The organism is Caproiciproducens sp. CPB-2, from assembly GCF_036287215.1.
In the GTDB taxonomy this organism is placed as follows: Bacteria; Bacillota; Clostridia; order Oscillospirales; family Acutalibacteraceae; genus Caproiciproducens.
The window spans coordinates 2,032,620-2,049,442 of sequence record NZ_CP142860.1 but is presented as its reverse complement, the minus strand read 5'-3'; the positions used below and the strand labels follow the sequence as shown (position 1 = coordinate 2,049,442).

Genomic DNA, 16,823 nt, shown 5'->3' with positions numbered 1-16,823 from the left:
GGGGAATACGCCTTGTTTCGCAAATTAAAATGGAATTGCTGTAAGCGCGGCATCCATGCTATAATGTTCAGTATGAAATCAGGATATTGAATGTTTGGGGGCATACGATGCTGCGTTTTATTTTGGGCCGCGCGGGCAGCGGGAAAACGGAACTGCTGCGGGCAGAACTGAAAAATATGGCTCAGGCCGCACAGAAAAAAATCATGCTGATCGTACCGGAGCAGTCGTCGTTTGAAAACGAGCGCGCCATGCTCCGGCTGCTCGGCGCGGAGGATGTGCAGCGCGTTTCGGTCACGAGCTTTTCCCGCCTGGCGGATCTGGTGTTTCGCCGGTACGGCGGCGGCGCGGGGCGCCGGCTGGACGACGGGGGCCGCAGCATCTTTATGAACCTCGCGCTGGAGCAGGTGAAGGACCAGCTCAGCTTTTACCGCAAGAACGCGGAAAGCACCGAGCTTGTCGGCCTGATGATCGCCGCTTCCACGGAATTCAAAATGTGCGGCGTGACCCCGCTCGATATCGGACACGCGGCGGGGGAAATGCCCCGGGGGACCCTGCGCCAGAAAATGACGGAACTTTCCCTGATCCTTTCCGCCTATGACGCGCTGGTCGCGCAAAGCTTTGTCGATCCGCTGGATGACCTGACAAGGCTGAAAAACACCCTGCAGGAGCATCGCTTCTTTTCGGAATATACCGTGGCGCTCGATTCGTTCCAGAGCTTCACGGTGCAGGAATACAATATCATCAACCTGATCCTTTCTCAGGCGGACGACCTGTACGTTACGCTCTGTACTGATCAGCTTGACGACCCGGAGTACGGCATGGGCCTGTTTTCCCTTGTCCGCCGAACCGGGAAAAACCTGACGCGGCTTGCGCGCCAAAACGGCGTGAAAATCGCGCCGCCGGCCGTTTTGCCGGGCGGGGCGCGTTTTCAAAGCAGGCCGCTGGCCGCGGTGGAGGCCGGGGCCTTCCGCTGCGGGCGCACGGCGCAGGACTGCGAAAATAACGGGGACGTCGTGCTGTATGAAGCAAACAACGCGTACGGCGAGTCCGCCTTTGTCGCCGCCTCCATCCGCCGCCTGGTGATGGAAAAGGGCTATCGCTACCGCGATTTTGCGATTATCACCCGTTCGACCGACCGTTACCGCGGGGTTCTCGATCTGGCTCTTGAGCGGTGGGAAATCCCGTATTTTATGGATAAGCCACAGGCGATCGACGCCGAACCGCTGATGCGCCTGGTGCTTTCCGCGTTCAAAACCGTACAGTCCGGTTTTTCCTCGGACTCCGTTTTTTCGTACCTGAAAACCGGCCTGACGGCGCTCGGCACCGATGAAATCTCCCAGTTGGAAAACTATGTTTTCGTGTGGGGCAAGGAAGGGAAACAGTGGAAAGAGGACTGGACGGAGCATCCCAAAGGGTTTGCGGAAGAAATGACGGACTCCGACCTGAAAAAGCTCGCGGAAATCAACGAAAGCCGGAAAGCGGTGATGAAGCCGCTGCTTCGGTTTGCTTTCAAACTCCGCGATACCGACGGGGAGAGAATGGCCGCGGCGGTGTACGACCTGCTTCAGGACATCGGCGCCGCCGGGCACCTGAAAGACCTCGCGCGGCATCTGTCCGACTGCGGGGAGCCGGAGCTTGCCGACCGCCAGCTGCGGCTCTGGGACCTTCTGATGCAGATTCTGGACCAGACGGCGCTGGTGCTGCAAAAGAATCCCGTCACCTCCGCGCGCTACGCGGAGCTTCTGCGTCTGGTCATTCTGGCAAACCGTATGGCAAGCATCCCGCAGGGATTGGACGAAGTGACCGTCGGGGCCGCCGACCGCACCAGAACCGGAGCGCCGAAGGTGGTCTTTCTGATGGGGGCCGCGCAGGGCGAATTTCCCTTATCGCCCGGCGGGGACTGCGTTTTCAGCGACAGCGAGCGGCGGGAGCTCATCCGTCTGGGACTTCCCCTGAACGACACCCTTGAGGGTACGGCGGTGCAGGAGCGCTTCCTTGCCTACGCGGCAATGAGCGCCGCCTCCGAAAGGCTGTACATAACGTATCCGCTTACCGGCCCGGCGGGGGAAGCGAACACGCCTTCCTCCATCCCGGGCGAAGTGTGCTCCATTTTAAAAAATACGGCGGTCGTCAACGAGCTTCTTTTGCCGCAGACGTATTTCGCGAACGCGAAGGAACCCGCCTTTGAACTGACGGCGCAGCAGTGGAAGCACAATACCGTACTGTCCGCCACGCTGAAAGACCTGTTCGGAAAGCGCGGCTGCGAACACCGCCTGTCCGCGATCGACCGCGCCGCGCAGAACCGGCCCTTCGTTTTCGCTTCCCCTGAAAAAGCGACGGCGCTGTTCGGGGAAAATCTCCATGTTTCCGCGACGCAGATCGAAAAGTTTTATCTGTGCCGCTTCCAGTACTTCTGCCGTTTCGGCCTGAACGCGAAGGAGCGCCGGGCGGCGGAGCTGGACGCGCTGGAGTACGGCAGCCTGATGCATTTTTTACTGGAGAAGCTGTTCCGCGACACCGGCAGCGAAGCCATCCTCCGCATGAGCCCGGAGGAGCTCAAACAGGAAATCCTCCGTCTTTTAGATGTGTACGTCGATACCAAAATGAGCGGCGTTCAGAATAAGTCGCCGCGTTTTGTGTACCTGTTCCTCCGTCTGGCCGATTCGGCACAGGTGATCGCGTCCCATATCGCCAAGGAGCTTTCCCAGAGCGAATTTAAGCCCGTCGACTTCGAGCTTTCCATCGGAAAAGATGGGATTCCCCCCCTGCGTATCCCGCTGCCGGACGGGGGACAGGTGGAAATCGACGGCAAAATCGACCGGGTCGATCTTTTCGACCGGGACGGGGTCGGCTATGTACGCGTGATCGACTATAAAACCGGCCATAAGGAATTCAAATTATCGGATATCCTTTACGGGGTCAACATGCAGATGCTGATCTATCTGGCGGCGCTGATGGAGAACGGCGGCGGCCGCTACGGGGAGGTCCGGCCCGCCGGCGTGCTGTATATGCCCGCGAACCGCCCCGCCGTTTCCGCTTCCCGCAGTACGGAAGCCGAAAAGATCGGGCAGGAGGCGGCGAAAAAGCTGCGGATGGACGGGCTTATATTGGACGACGCCGAAATCATCGCGGCTATGGAGCACGGCGGGCAGGGGAATTATATCCCGGTCGCGCTCAAAGACGGCGTGCCGGGAAAACGCGACCACGTGGTTTCTCCGGGGGAGCTGGCCGGTGTGATGAAACATATTAAAGAGCTGGTCGGCGCGATGGCCAAAGAGCTTCACGGCGGCGACGTTTCGGCGGTGCCGCTTTCCGGTACCTACGACGCCTGTGCGTGGTGCCCCTATGCGTCCGTCTGTGGCCATGAAAGGGACGATCCCACACGCGAGATGCAGCAGTGGGACAGGGACGAAGTCATCAAAGAGCTTGCGCAGGCAAAGGGAGGGAACGAGGAATGAGCGCACGCACATGGACGCAAAGCCAGCAGGACGCGATCAAAGCTCGGGGCGGCACGCTGCTGGTATCCGCCGCGGCGGGCTCCGGAAAAACGGCGGTTCTGGTGCAGCGCGTGATTGAGCGCATGACCGACCCGCAGAACCCCACCGACGCCGACCGGCTGCTCGTCGTTACCTTCACCAAAGCCGCGGCGGCGGAAATGAGCGGCCGTATCGCGGCGGAAATCGCAGGGCTGCTGGAAGCCGACCCTATGAACGTGCGGCTTCAGCGTCAGCAGATTCTGCTGACCCGCGCGCATATCAGCACCATCCACAGCTTTTGCAGCGAGCTGATCCGGGAAAACTTTTATAAGCTGGGGATTTCCCCGGATTTTCGCATTCTGGACGACAGCGAGATGAAGCTGCTGCGCGGCGACGCGGTTTCCGCCATTCTGGAAGCGTTTTACGCACAGAACGACCCGGATTTTTACGCTCTTGTCGACGCGTTTTCCTCCGGCCGGGACGACGCGCGCATGATCCGGACCGTCGATACCCTTTACGATTTTGTCCGGTCGCATCCGTTCCCGGGCCGCTGGCTGCGGGAAAAGGCCGCCATGTACGGGGGGGAGGCTCCCGCTTCCCGGACCGTGTGGGGACGGACCGTTTTAAAGTACGCCGCGGACGCGGTGGACTACTGTATTTCCCTGACGCGCAATTCCCTTGCGCTGATGCGGGAGGACGAAAAAATCGCCGGCGCGTATGGCGACGGCTTCCATTCCGATCTGGCGGGGCTTCTGGCGCTGAAAGACGCGGCGGACGCGGGCGGCTGGGACGCCGTCTCCTTCCAGTGCGCCAATTTCGCCTTTCAAAGGCTGAAGCCCTTGCGGGGCTACGGCGACGACCCGCTGAAAAACAAGCTTTCGGCGAGCCGCAAGGAAGTGCAGGAAACCGTCAAAAAACTGGCGGAGCTGTTCGGCGCTGACGAACGGGAATGCGGGGAAGAGATTGCCCGCATCGCCCCCTTGGTAAAGAAGCTGTTCGAGGTCACGGAAAAATTCGGCGAAGAGCTGGACCGGCTGAAACGGGAGCGCCGCGCGGCGGATTTCAGCGATCTGGAACATTACACCTTAAAGCTGCTGGTCCGGGAGACGGACGGCGGCTTTGCGCCGACGGAGGACGCCTTGGAGATCTCCGCCCGGTTCGACGAGGTGATGGTCGACGAATACCAGGATACCAACGAAGCGCAGGATATGATTTTCCGCGCGGTTTCCCAAAAGGAAAATAACCTGTTCATGGTCGGCGACGTCAAGCAGAGCATTTACCGTTTCCGTCAGGCGATGCCGCAGATTTTCCTGCGCCGCCGCGCGCAGTACCCCGATTACGACAGAACAAAGGACGAATATCCCGCCTGCGTGGTACTGGACAAAAACTTCCGCAGCCGCCGCGGGGTGACCGAAACGGTGAATTTCGTGTTCCGCCAGCTGATGAGCGAGCAGACGGGCGAGCTGGATTACACGAAAGCGGAGGAACTGGCCGCCGGGGCGGATTACCCGTCCTGCGGCGAACCCGCGGCGCAGCTCGATATCATCGACCTTTCGGCGTCCGAAGACGATGAGGAAATGATCGCAGCGGAAAGCCGCCATATCGCGGAGCTGATTTATCGGATGACCGGGGACGGTACCACTGTGACGGACCATGGCCGGCAGCGGCCCGTCGTCTACCGGGATATCTGCATTTTGCTGCGCAGTGCGAACCAGTACGCGCACGAATACGCGCGGGAACTGGCCGCGCTCGGGATTCCGGCCTGGGCCGACACGGCGGGCGGTTTCTTCGCGGCGGCGGAAGTGGGGGTGGCGGTTTCGCTTCTGCGCGTGATCGATAATCCGATGCAGGATATTCCGCTGCTGTCGGTGCTGATGAGCCCCATTTACGGCTTTACGGCGGACGATATGGCCGATATCCGCATCCCGTCGCGCAGCGCGCCGCTGTATCCCGCGCTCGTCTCTGCCGCACAGGACGGCAATCCGCGCGCGGCGGACTTTCTGCGCGATATGGATGCCTACCGTACGCTGGCGGCTACCATGCCGTCGGACCGGCTGATTCAGGCGGTTTACGACAAAACGGGCTATCTGAATCTGGTTCAGGCAATGCCCAACGGGGAACTGCGGCTTGCGAACCTTCGTTTGCTGCTCGAATATGCGAAAAAATACGAAGCCTCCGGTTACAACGGGCTTTCCGGTTTTATCCGGTTTATCGACAGGCTTCAGAAAAGCAGCGCCGACCTCGCGCCCGCCTCCACCATCAGCGAGGCGGCCAATGTTGTGAAAATCATGAGCATCCACCGCAGCAAGGGGCTGGAGTTCCCGGTCTGCATCCTCGCCGGGTGCTCCCGGCGCTTCAATAAGGAACGGGGGGACGTGCTTTTGCACCCGTCGCTCGGCCTTGGGGTAAAGCTCAGGGACGACGCCGGGCTCTGCCGCTACACGACGATGCCGCGCGAAGCGGTCGCGCTGGAGCTGGACCGCAATGAAATGAGCGAGGAGCTGCGCGTGCTGTACGTCGCCATGACGAGGGCGAAGGAAAAGCTCATCATGGTGACGACGGTCAAGGATGCGGGAAAAACGCTCGGAAAGCTCGCCGCCCGGCTGACGGAGGAAAACAGGATCCAGCCCTATGTGGTACGCAGCGTTTCCAGTATTTCCGACTGGCTGCTGCTCTGCGCCCTGCGCCACCCCGACGGCGCGCGCCTGCGAGACCTTGCCTGCGCCCTGCCGGGGATCACCGTCGGTTCGGAAGAGCCGTGGGCCATGAATCTGGTCTATCCGCCGAAGGGGGATCCTGCCGTACGGCGGCCGGAGGAGGTTTTGCCCGCGCGGCCGGACCTGGCGCTGGAGGAAGAAATCTCTTCGGCGATGGACTATGTCTATCCGTACGCCGCCTTAAAAGGGATACAGGCCAAGGTGGCGGCCTCCGACCTTGCCGCGCGTGAATTTTCCGCGCAGTACGCCGCCGTGTCCCGCCCCGCGTTTTTAAGCAAAACGGGGCTGACTCCTGCCGAGCGCGGAACGGCGCTGCATACCTATATGCAGTTCGCGGATTACGAAAAAGCGCGCGAAGCCCCCGAAAGCGAGCTGGAACGCCTTGTCGCGCAGGGCTTCCTGACGGCCGAACAGGGGAACGCGGTCGATCTCGCCCGCGTGCGGGCCTTCTTTGAAAGCCCGCTCGCAAAAAGGATTTTCGCTTCGGAAAACGTTCTGCGGGAATATCGCTTCACCGCGGAAATTACCGCGGGCGACGTCCGTCCGGGACTGCCGGACGAACTGAAAAACCAGCCTGTGGTCCTGCAGGGCGCGATCGACTGCGCGTTTGAGGAAAACGGCGAGCTGGTGATCGTGGACTATAAAACCGATCGGACGAATCACCCCTCGGAGCTGTGGGAACGCTACCGTACGCAGCTTGCGCTTTATCGTCTGGCGATGGAACAATGTACGGGGAAAAAGGTTGCCGGGTGCCTGCTTTATTCCTTCAGCCTGAATTGTGAAATCTCCAATTAACGCTTGACAAATGAAAAAATCACTGGTAAAATAATTCAGTAAAACAAAGCGGGGCATCTTATGCCCACACCTGTGGGGTTTCGTCCGCCATGGGTCAATACGGAAACCGGCTTTTGAAAGTCGTCATTTTTGTGTATTGTTGCGCGGGCGGATATTCTGCCCGCGCTTTTTATTAAAACCGATAACGTGTTTTGGAGGTGCTTAACAATTAGCAACAAGGAACTGCAGATTAACGAGGAAATTCGTGACAGGGAAGTGCGTGTCGTCGGTTCGGACGGTTCTCAGCTTGGCATCATGAGTTCGGCCCAGGCTTTGGAAAAAGCGTTCGAACAGAATCTTGATCTTGTCAAGATCGCGCCGCAGGCAACGCCGCCGGTGTGCAAGATTATTGATTACGGCAAATTCAGATTTGAGCAGGCAAAGCGTGATAAGGAAGCAAAGAAGAATCAGCGCATTGTCGACATCAAGGAAATCCGTTTGTCTTTAAACATTGACACTCACGACTTTAACACAAAAGTCGGTCACGCAACCCGCTTCTTAAAGGATGGCGACAAGGTCAAGGCTTCCATCCGCTTCCGCGGACGGGAAATGGGACATCCGGAGCAGGGTTACAGCATTATGCGGAATTTTGCTGAGGCACTCAGCGAAATCGCCAATGTGGAAAAACCGGCAAAGTTAGAGGGACGTAATATGCTCATGTTCCTTGCATCCAAACCCGCTAAGTAATCATCATAAGGAGGACAATACCATGCCTAAAATTAAGACACATACCGGCGCGAAAAAGCGCTTCAAGCTTTCCAAGAACGGAAAAGTGATCCGCGGCCATGCCAATAAATCCCATATCCTGAACAAAAAGACCACCAAGCGCAAGAGAGGCCTCAGGAAAACCACTGTTGCCGACAAGACCAACGTGGCGCAGGTAAAGAGATTAATTCCTTACAAATAAGAGTTAGTCCTGTTGATTAAAATAACCATTTCAATGGAGGTAATAGAATGGCACGTGTAAAAGGTGCGTTGATGACACGCAAGAGAAGAAAAAAGACTTTAAAACTTGCGAGGGGCTACTGGGGTTCCAAGAGCAGACATTTTAAAATGGCTAAACAGGCCGTCATGAAATCAGGTAACTACGCGTTTATCGGACGTAAAGCAAGAAAGAGAGATTTCCGCCGCCTGTGGATTACCCGTATTTCCGCCGCATGCCGCGCGAACGACGTCAGCTATTCCGTATTTATGAACGGGCTGAAAAAAGCGGGGATTACGCTGAACCGTAAAATGCTTGCAGAAATCGCCGTTGCCGACGAAGCCGCATTTAAGAGCTTGATTGAAAAAGCAAAGGCAGCGCTTTAAAAAGCTGTAATTGCGCCCGGAAAAAAACCGGGCGCAAATTTTATATGGAGAGAAAACATGCCGGATCTGATTACAAGCCGTCAAAATGAAATCATCAAACACGCCGCACGCCTTTCCTCGACCGCCGGGTTCCGCAGGGAAGAGGGACTTTTTCTGGCCGAGGGCGCGCGGCTCTGCCGCGACGCGGCGCAGAGCGGGGTCGGTATCAGGACTCTGTTTTACACGGCGCAGGCGGGCGAAAGATACGCGGACTATCTCGGCGAAATTCAGCCGGCGGCGGAAGAGAGCTATCTGGTGGAGCCGCATGTCGCGGCGCTTCTGTCGGACACAAAGTCCCCGCAGGGCATTTTCTGCGTCTGCAGAATGCGTGCCGGGACGGAAAAACTGGAGGCAATGGAGCCGGGGCTTCATTACCTGGGGCTTGAGAACATTCAGAATCCGGCCAACCTGGGCGCGGTGCTCCGTACGGCGGAAGCGCTGGGGATCGGCGGCGTCCTTTTGGGCGGCAGCTGCTGCGACGTCTATTCCCCGAAGGTGCTGCGCGCCAGCATGGGCGCGGTTTTCCGACTTCCGTTCTATGTGGGGGCCGAGCTTGCTTCCGCCATCGGATTTCTGAACGGCCGCGGGTTTGTCACCCTTGCCGCGGTTCCGGACTCCTCTGCTCAAAAGGTGACGGAGGTCGGTTTCCGAAAGCCGACGGTGCTTTTCGTGGGCAATGAAGGAAACGGGCTTACTTCCGCGGCGGTCGCCGCCTGTTCGGGGTCGGTGACCATCCCCATGCTCGGCAGAGCGGAATCTCTCAACGCGTCGGCTTCCGCCGCGATTCTGATGTGGGAAATGATGCGCGAAAAATCGGGAGGCGTTTAAGAATGTCTGTTGACCAAAGGGCATACTGGGTGTGGCTGCAGCATGCGCTCGGCGCGGGCAGCTCCAAGCAGAACCGTATTCTTTCGGGTTACCGTTCTCTGAACGACTTTTATGCCGCGGGTATGGAAAGCTGGCTGCTCGAGGGTTACTTTACGCAGAACGAGCTGGGAAAGCTCGGCTCGTTCTCCATCGGGGACGCCGAAGCCCTGCTTGAGTACTGTGAGAAAATCGGGCAGCAGGTTCTTACGCCCGGGTGCGCCGGTTACCCCGAACCGCTCGGTGAGATTCATAACGCGCCCTGCGCGCTGTATGTCAGGGGAACCCTGCCGGATTTTTCCGCGGTTCCCAGCATCGCCATTGTGGGCACCCGCAAAGCGACTGCGACCGGAATCGCGACCGCGCGCAGCTTCGCTTTTGAGCTTGCCAAACAGGGAGCGGTGGTTGTCAGCGGCGGCGCGCTGGGGATTGATACGGCGGCCCACAAGGGCGCTTTGCAGGCCGGCGGGAAAACCGTCTGTGTCCTCGGCTGCGGCATCGATTATAATTACCTGATGGGAAATGCGTCTCTGCGCGAGGCCGTTGCGCTTTCCGGCGCGGTCATTTCGGAGTATCCCCCGAACACGCAGGCCGTCAATTCCAATTTCCCGATCCGCAACCGCATTATTTCCGGCCTGACGCTGGGAACCCTTGTGGTGGAGGCCGCCGGGAAAAGCGGCTCGCTGATTACCGCGCAGTACGCGCTGGACCAGGGAAGGGACGTTTTCGCCGTGCCCGCCGGGATTTACAGCCCTGTTTCCCAGGGGGTGAACGGGCTGATTAAAAGCGGGGCGAAGCCCGTGTCCAACGCGGGCGAGATTCTGGAGGAGTATCTTTACCGCTTCCCCGGCCAGATCGATTTCAGGGATGAGGAAACGAATGTGATTCTTTCTCCGGAACCGGCGCCGGTGCAGCCGGCGGCGGGGCCGCTGGATGAAAAGGAATTTTCAGAGGATGCCGTGCTTTTGTATTCCAGCCTGACGGACTCGCCGAAGCATCTTTCCGAGCTGGAGCGCCTGACGGGCATTTCCGCACCGCGGCTTCTGACCGCGGTGACCGAACTGGAGCTTGCCGAAAAGATCCGTTCCCATTCCGGGCGCCGCTACAGCCTGTCGGTCTAAATATTGTTAAAAATTGCCGAACGCTCGGCAAATTTTAAAAATGTTTAATATTTTATGGTAATACGTTATAATATTGAATAAATTCCAAATACCAGCAAACAAAAAGAAAATAAAAACAGGACAGATGAGGTGGTTTTCATGTCAAAGCTAGTGATCGTTGAATCACCGGCCAAGGCCAAGACAATTAAAAAATTTTTAGGCTCGGGTTACGACGTGATCGCGTCCATGGGGCATGTACGCGATTTGTCGGAAAACCGTTTGAGCGTTGACGTAAAAAACGATTTCAAACCGAAGTATGAAATTATCAAGGGAAAGGAAAAGCTGGTTCAGGAGCTGAAGGACAAAGCCGAAAAAAGCGACGGCGTCCTGCTCGCGACCGACCCCGACCGCGAAGGAGAGGCGATATCCTGGCATCTGGCGTACATCCTCGGTCTTGATACCGAAAAGGACAACCGTATCACTTTTAATGAAATTACGAAAACGGGCGTTACCAAAGGAATGGAGAACCCCCGCACGATCGATATCGATCTTGTCAACGCACAGCAGGCCCGCCGCATCCTGGACCGCCTCGTGGGCTATAAGCTGAGTCCGTTCCTGTCGCAGAAAATCCGCCGGGGCCTTTCCGCCGGGCGCGTGCAGTCCGTCGCGGTGCGCATTATTGTGGACCGAGAGGAGGAAATCCGCGCTTTCGTACCCGAGGAATACTGGACGATCGACGCAAAATTCGTCCCACACGGTTCCCGCCGGGTCTTTGGCGCAACCTTTTACGGCGATACCAACGGAAAGATCAAAATATCGGACAAGGAACAGACCGACAAGATTCTTGCAGAGCTGGAAAACGCGGAATACCGCATTGTCAAGCTGAAGAAAGGCACGCGCAAGAAGTCGCCCGCGCCGCCGTTTATTACCTCCACTCTTCAGCAGGAGGCTTCCCGCAGGCTGGGTTTTCAGGCCCGCCGCACCATGAAGGCCGCCCAGGAGCTGTATGAAGGCATTGAAATCAACGAAATGGGCGCCGTCGGTCTGATTACTTACATGAGAACGGATTCGCTCCGTATTTCCGAAGACGCGATCAAGGATGCGGGCGATTATATTCTGGAGCGCTGGGGCAAAAAATATTTGCCTGACACGCCGCGCCATTTTAAAACAAAAGCCGGCGCGCAGGACGGCCACGAGGCCATCCGTCCGTCCATGCCGGGGCTTTCTCCGGATAAGGTGAAGGACAGCCTGACGGGCGACCAGTATAAGCTGTATAAGCTGATCTGGGAACGTTTCATCGCCTGCCAGATGGCCAACTGCCTGCAGAGTACCACGCAGGCCGATATTCAGGCAAAGGACTATATTTTCAAGGCCTCCGGCTACACCGTCACCTTTGACGGCTTTACCGTGCTCTACGAAGAGGGCAGGGATGAGGAAGCGGAACGGGAAGGCTCTCTGCCGGTGCTGGAAAAGGATATGCTGCTCAAGCTGAAGGAAATCGCGGGCAACCAGCATTTTACACAGCCGCCCCCGCGCTATACGGAGGCTTCCCTCATCAAGGCGCTGGAGGAAAACGGAATCGGCCGTCCGTCCACCTATGCGGCGACCATCTCGACGATTACGGGCCGCGAATATGTTGTGCGCGAAGGCAAAGCCCTGAAACCGACGGAGCTGGGAGAGGTTTCGACCAAGCTGATGCGGGAGAAGTTCCCGAAAATCGTCAATATCAAATTTACCGCGCAGGTGGAGAACGATCTGGACAGCGTCCAGAGCGGAAAGACCGACTGGATTCAGACGCTCCATGATTTTTACGGGGATTTCGACAAGACGCTCAAGCAGGCCAAAGAGGATATGCAGGGCGTAAAGATTCAGCTCAAAGAGGACGAAACCGATATTATCTGCGAAAAATGCGGCCGCAGAATGGTCATTAAGACCGGTCGCTACGGCAAATTTATCGCCTGCCCGGGATATCCGGAGTGCAAGAACATCAAGAAGCTGGTACAGGAAACCGGAGCGGAATGCCCCAAGTGCGGCGGCAAGGTCATTGTGAAAAAATCCAAAAAGGGCCGGATCTTTTACGGATGCTCCGAGTACCCGAAGTGCGACTTCATCTCATGGGACGAACCGAGCACGGAAAAATGCCCGCGCTGCGGCAAGACCCTGCTGAAGAAGAAGGGAAAGCATCCGAAATACTACTGCATTACCCCTGACTGCGGCTACGAGAAAACGGAGGAAGAATGAGTATCAGAGTCGTCGGCGCGGGTCTTGCCGGCTGTGAGGCCGCGTGGCAGATCGCCCGGGCGGGAATCGAGGTCGAGCTTTACGAAATGAAGCCGGTCCGGTATTCCCCGGCGCATCATAGCCCGGATTTTGCCGAGCTGATCTGTTCCAACTCCCTGAAAGCGGAGCGCGTGGAAAGCGCCGCCGGGCTCTTAAAAGAGGAAATGAGGCGGCTGCATTCCCTGCTGATGCAGTGCGCGGATGGCTGCCGGGTACCGGCGGGCGGCGCGCTCGCGGTTGACCGGGACCGGTTCTCACAGGCCGTCACGCGAAAAATATCCGCTCACCCGCTGATTCATATCCACCGTGAGGAAATCACGCAAATACCCCGGGACGGGATCGCCGTGATCGCGACAGGACCCCTTACCGCGGATGCGCTTGCCGGAAAAATCGCCGCTCTCTGCGGCGGAAGCCTCAGCTTCTTTGACGCCGCCGCGCCGATCGTGTCCGCGGAAAGCCTGAACAGGGACAGAATCTTTGCCGCGTCCCGGTACGACAAGGGCGGGGACGACGCATACCTGAACTGTCCGATGGACAAAGAGGAATACGAGCGCTTCTGCGCCGCCCTGGTTTCCGCCGAGCGCGCGCCCGTACGCGATTTCGACGTCGCGGACCCGAAGGTGTACGAGGGCTGCATGCCGGTGGAGGTGATGGCGCAGCGCGGGACGGATACCCTGCGTTTCGGCCCGCTCAAGCCGGTCGGCCTGCGCGACCCGCGAACGGGCCACCGCCCGTGGGCGGTCGTTCAGCTGAGGCGGGAGGACAGTCAGGGAACTCTGTACAATCTGGTGGGTTTTCAGACCAACCTGAAATTCGGGGAACAGAAGCGCGTGTTCGGGATGATCCCGGGCCTTGAAAACGCCGAATATTTCCGTTACGGCGTCATGCACCGCAATACCTTCCTGAATTCGCCCAAAGTGCTTTCCGCCGACTACAGCCTGCGCGAACGGCCGGCCCTCTTTTTCGCCGGTCAGATTACCGGCGTGGAGGGGTACATGGAATCCGCTTCGTCCGGCATCATGGCGGGAATCAACGCTGTGCGCCGCCTGAACGGGCGGGATACGCTGGTTCTGCCGGACACGACCATGATCGGCGCGCTGAGCCGCTATGTGGCGTGCGGCAGTGAAGCCGATTTTCAGCCCATGGGGGCCAACTTCGGCGTGATCCCGCCGCTCGAGGCGCATATCCGCGACAAAAAGGAGCGCTACGCCGCCTTTTCCGCCCGTTCCCTGCAGGAATTGAAAAAAATCATGGCAGCAAATCAACCAGGCCTTGTTTGATAAATAAAAAATGACGGATTTTCGAGATAAAATTGTGCCGAGCAAGGAAAAAAGTGCAGGAATACTGTCCGTATTCCGAGCGTTTTTGACGCCGGGCGGCGCAATTTTAGCCGAGACAGACAAGTTCCTTGATTTTTCAAACGAGGCCTTGAATGAATGTCAAAACAGAGGTGTTTCAAATGAAAATAATCGTTGATGCATTTGGAGGCGACAACGCCCCCCTCGAAATTCTGAAAGGCTGCGCACAGGCCGTCGCGGAGCTGGACATCGATATTCTGCTGACCGGGCGGGAGGAGGAAATCCGCCGGGTGGCGAAGGAACATGAGATTTCCCTGAACCGCATGCAGGTTATCGATGTGCCGGACGTGATTACCATGGAAGAGCACGCCGGGGAAATCATGAAATCAAAATCCAATTCCTCCATGGCGGAAGCCCTGCGCCGTCTGGCCGCGGGGGAAGGCGACGCCTGTATTTCCGCGGGCAACAGCGGCGCTCTGGTAGTCGGCGCGACCCTGATCGTCAAAAGGATCAAAGGAATCAAGCGCGTCGCCTTTGCGCCGGTCATGCCGAAAAGGGAAGGCTGCTTTATGCTGATCGACTCCGGCGCGAACGTGGACTGCAAGGCGGACATGCTCCGCCAGTTCGGCGTGATGGGTTCCGTTTACATGCAGAAGGTCATGAATATCGATCATCCGCGGGTCGCTCTTGCCAACATCGGCACGGAGGAACACAAGGGCGGCGACCTTCAGCACGAAGCGTTTGCCATGCTGAAAAATTCCGGTCTGAACTTTGTCGGCAATATTGAAGCGCGCGATATCCCGCTGGATGCCGGCGATGTGATTGTTGCGGACGGCTTTACCGGAAATTCGATTTTAAAGACATATGAGGGTGTAGCCATCCTGCTGATGGGGAAACTAAAGGAGATCTTCACGAAAAATACTCTGAACAAGCTTGCGGCGGCGATTGTTTTAAAGGACATCAAAACGCTCCGAAAGACGATGGATTACAACGAATACGGCGGCGCCCCGCTGATGGGCTGCGCCAAACCGGTGTTCAAGGCGCACGGCAGCGCAAAGGCAAAAACCTTCTATAATGCGCTCCGTCTGTTAAAATCCTATGTTTCCGGCGGCGTTGTCGACGAAATCGCAAGCTCCATTGAGAACTATAAAAAGAATACCGCAAAAGAATCCGACGATGAAGATGCGGCGGAATAAGGTAAGATTCGTTTTAACGGAGCGTGAGTTTATGAAAGAACTGGAAGAGAAGCTGGAGTACCATTTTAAAAATCAGCAGTATCTGAGAACGGCGCTGACCCATTCGTCCTATGCCAACGAAACCCGGGTGCCGGGCGGCAGCAACGAGCGGCTGGAGTTCCTCGGGGACTCGATCCTGGGGCTGGTGGTGGCGGATTACCTGTTTAAGCAGTTCCCAGACCTGCCGGAAGGCGATCTTACGAAAAAGCGGGCCGCGCTGGTCTGTGAAAAGGCCTGCTGCGGATTCTCCACCCAGCTGGAGGTCGGGAAGTTCCTGCTTTTAAGCCACGGGGAACAGAACTCCGGCGGCCGCACGCGTTCCTCCATCCTGGCCGACGCGTTCGAGTCCATTATCGCCGCGATTTATCTGGACGGCGGCATGGAGGAGGCCCGCAAGTTTATCCTTCGCTTTGTCCTGCCCCTGCTGCAGACGGCAAGGCCGAAAGCCTTCAAGGATTATAAGACCGCCCTGCAGGAGATCATCCAGCAGAATCCGGAGGAACATCTGGAATATGTGCTGACGGGCGAAAGCGGCCCCGACCACGACAAGCATTTTACCGTGGAGGTCCACCTGAACAGCAACGTCATCGGCAAGGGCGGCGGGCGCAGCAAAAAAGAGGCCGAGCAGCAGGCTGCCCGCGAAGCAATGGAGCTGATGGGTTATTGAAACACGCCAACGTAGCGATTTTCGTGCCCCACAACGGCTGCCCGCACCAGTGCAGCTTCTGCAACCAGCGCGCCATTACCGGCCGGCTGGCGCAGCCTTCGCCGCGGGAGGTGCAAAACGCGGCCGGGATCGCGAAAAACAGCCTGCGCGGGAATACGAAAAATGCAGAGATTGCCTTTTTCGGCGGCAGCTTTACCGCGATTGAGCCGGGCTATATGGTGTCCCTTCTGGAAGCGGCGGCGCCTTTTGTAAAGGACGGCACCTTTGCGGGAATCCGCGTTTCCACAAGGCCGGACTGTATTGACGAAGAGATTTTGAAGCTGCTGAAAAAATACGGCGTTACCTCGATTGAGCTCGGCGCGCAGAGCATGGACGACCGTGTTCTTCGGCTGAACCGGCGCGGACATACCGCGCAACAGGTCGCGGCGGCGGCGCGGCTGGTGAAATCCAACGGTTTTACGCTTGGGCTGCAGATGATGACCGGGCTTTACGGCGATACCGCCGAAGGCAGCGTGCTGACCGCGAGAAAGCTGGCCGCGCTCCATCCGGAGAATATGCGGATTTATCCGACCGTCATTATGCGGGGGACGGAGCTGGGCGACCGATATCTCAGAGGAGAGTACCGAACGCTGAATCTGGAAGAAACCGTGCAACTCTGCGCCGGACTGCTGGATTTCTTCGAGGATCAGGGCATCAGGGTCATCCGCCTGGGACTGCACAGCTCGCCGGAGCTGGAGCGGGACATGCTCGCCGGACCGTGGCATCCGGCTTTCCGGGAGCTTTGCGAAAGCGTGCGCCTGCTTCGCCGAATTTCCGCGTACTTACGGCAAAATCCGCAGTTAAAAGACAGTATTATGATTAAGGTGAACCCGAAAACGGCATCAAAGGCTGCGGGGCAGAAAAAGTGCAATTTGGCCGCGCTTGCGCAACTGGGCTACCGCGCAAAAATCGTACAGGACGCAGGCGTAGAGGAAAATTGCTTTACGATAGAATAATTGAGGTGAG

12 protein-coding genes are annotated in these 16,823 nt (G+C 57.7%); all 12 read left to right on the top strand.

Annotated elements, in window-relative coordinates; all coding sequences use genetic code 11:
• Positions 1–107: 107 nt before the first annotated feature.
• Positions 108–3,458, top strand: a complete 3,351-nt coding sequence (locus VXK30_RS10215; protein WP_275717551.1) for a PD-(D/E)XK nuclease family protein — start codon at positions 108–110, stop codon at positions 3,456–3,458.
• A complete protein-coding gene (gene addA, locus VXK30_RS10210; protein ID WP_275717550.1) occupies positions 3,455–6,988 on the top strand; it encodes a helicase-exonuclease AddAB subunit AddA in 3,534 nt (1,177 codons plus the stop codon). Before VXK30_RS10215 ends, addA begins: the two co-directional genes overlap by 4 nt.
• A 153-nt stretch (positions 6,989–7,141) precedes the next feature.
• Complete coding sequence (gene infC / locus VXK30_RS10205; RefSeq protein ID WP_442868018.1) at positions 7,142–7,714, top strand: translation initiation factor IF-3; 573 nt, start codon at positions 7,142–7,144, stop codon at positions 7,712–7,714.
• A 22-nt stretch (positions 7,715–7,736) separates the two neighbouring features.
• Entirely contained in the window at positions 7,737–7,934 is a 198-nt protein-coding gene (gene rpmI, locus VXK30_RS10200; RefSeq protein WP_275717549.1) for a 50S ribosomal protein L35, read from the top strand.
• Positions 7,935–7,981: 47 nt separating this feature from the next.
• Positions 7,982–8,335, top strand: a complete 354-nt coding sequence (rplT, locus tag VXK30_RS10195; protein WP_275717548.1) for a 50S ribosomal protein L20 — start codon at positions 7,982–7,984, stop codon at positions 8,333–8,335.
• Positions 8,336–8,392: 57 nt separating this feature from the next.
• Positions 8,393–9,202, top strand: a complete 810-nt coding sequence (locus tag VXK30_RS10190; RefSeq protein ID WP_275717547.1) for a TrmH family RNA methyltransferase — start codon at positions 8,393–8,395, stop codon at positions 9,200–9,202.
• Positions 9,203–9,204: 2 nt separating this feature from the next.
• Positions 9,205–10,359 (top strand): DNA-processing protein DprA, encoded by a 1,155-nt coding sequence (dprA, locus tag VXK30_RS10185; protein WP_275717546.1) that lies wholly within the window; start codon positions 9,205–9,207, stop codon positions 10,357–10,359.
• Positions 10,360–10,497: 138 nt separating this feature from the next.
• On the top strand, positions 10,498–12,579 hold the full coding sequence (gene topA / locus VXK30_RS10180; protein ID WP_275717545.1) for a type I DNA topoisomerase: 2,082 nt from the start codon (positions 10,498–10,500) through the stop codon (positions 12,577–12,579).
• Entirely contained in the window at positions 12,576–13,898 is a 1,323-nt protein-coding gene (trmFO, locus tag VXK30_RS10175; RefSeq protein WP_275717544.1) for a methylenetetrahydrofolate--tRNA-(uracil(54)-C(5))-methyltransferase (FADH(2)-oxidizing) TrmFO, read from the top strand. The genes topA and trmFO overlap by 4 nt, the downstream gene beginning before the upstream one ends.
• A gap of 179 nt (positions 13,899–14,077) precedes the next feature.
• A complete protein-coding gene (plsX, locus tag VXK30_RS10170; RefSeq protein WP_275717543.1) occupies positions 14,078–15,112 on the top strand; it encodes a phosphate acyltransferase PlsX in 1,035 nt (344 codons plus the stop codon).
• A 31-nt stretch (positions 15,113–15,143) separates the two neighbouring features.
• Positions 15,144–15,818, top strand: a complete 675-nt coding sequence (gene rnc, locus VXK30_RS10165; RefSeq protein WP_275717541.1) for a ribonuclease III — start codon at positions 15,144–15,146, stop codon at positions 15,816–15,818.
• On the top strand, positions 15,815–16,813 hold the full coding sequence (locus tag VXK30_RS10160; RefSeq protein ID WP_275717539.1) for an elongator complex protein 3: 999 nt from the start codon (positions 15,815–15,817) through the stop codon (positions 16,811–16,813). The genes rnc and VXK30_RS10160 overlap by 4 nt, the downstream gene beginning before the upstream one ends.
• The last annotated feature ends 10 nt before the right edge of the window (positions 16,814–16,823 follow it).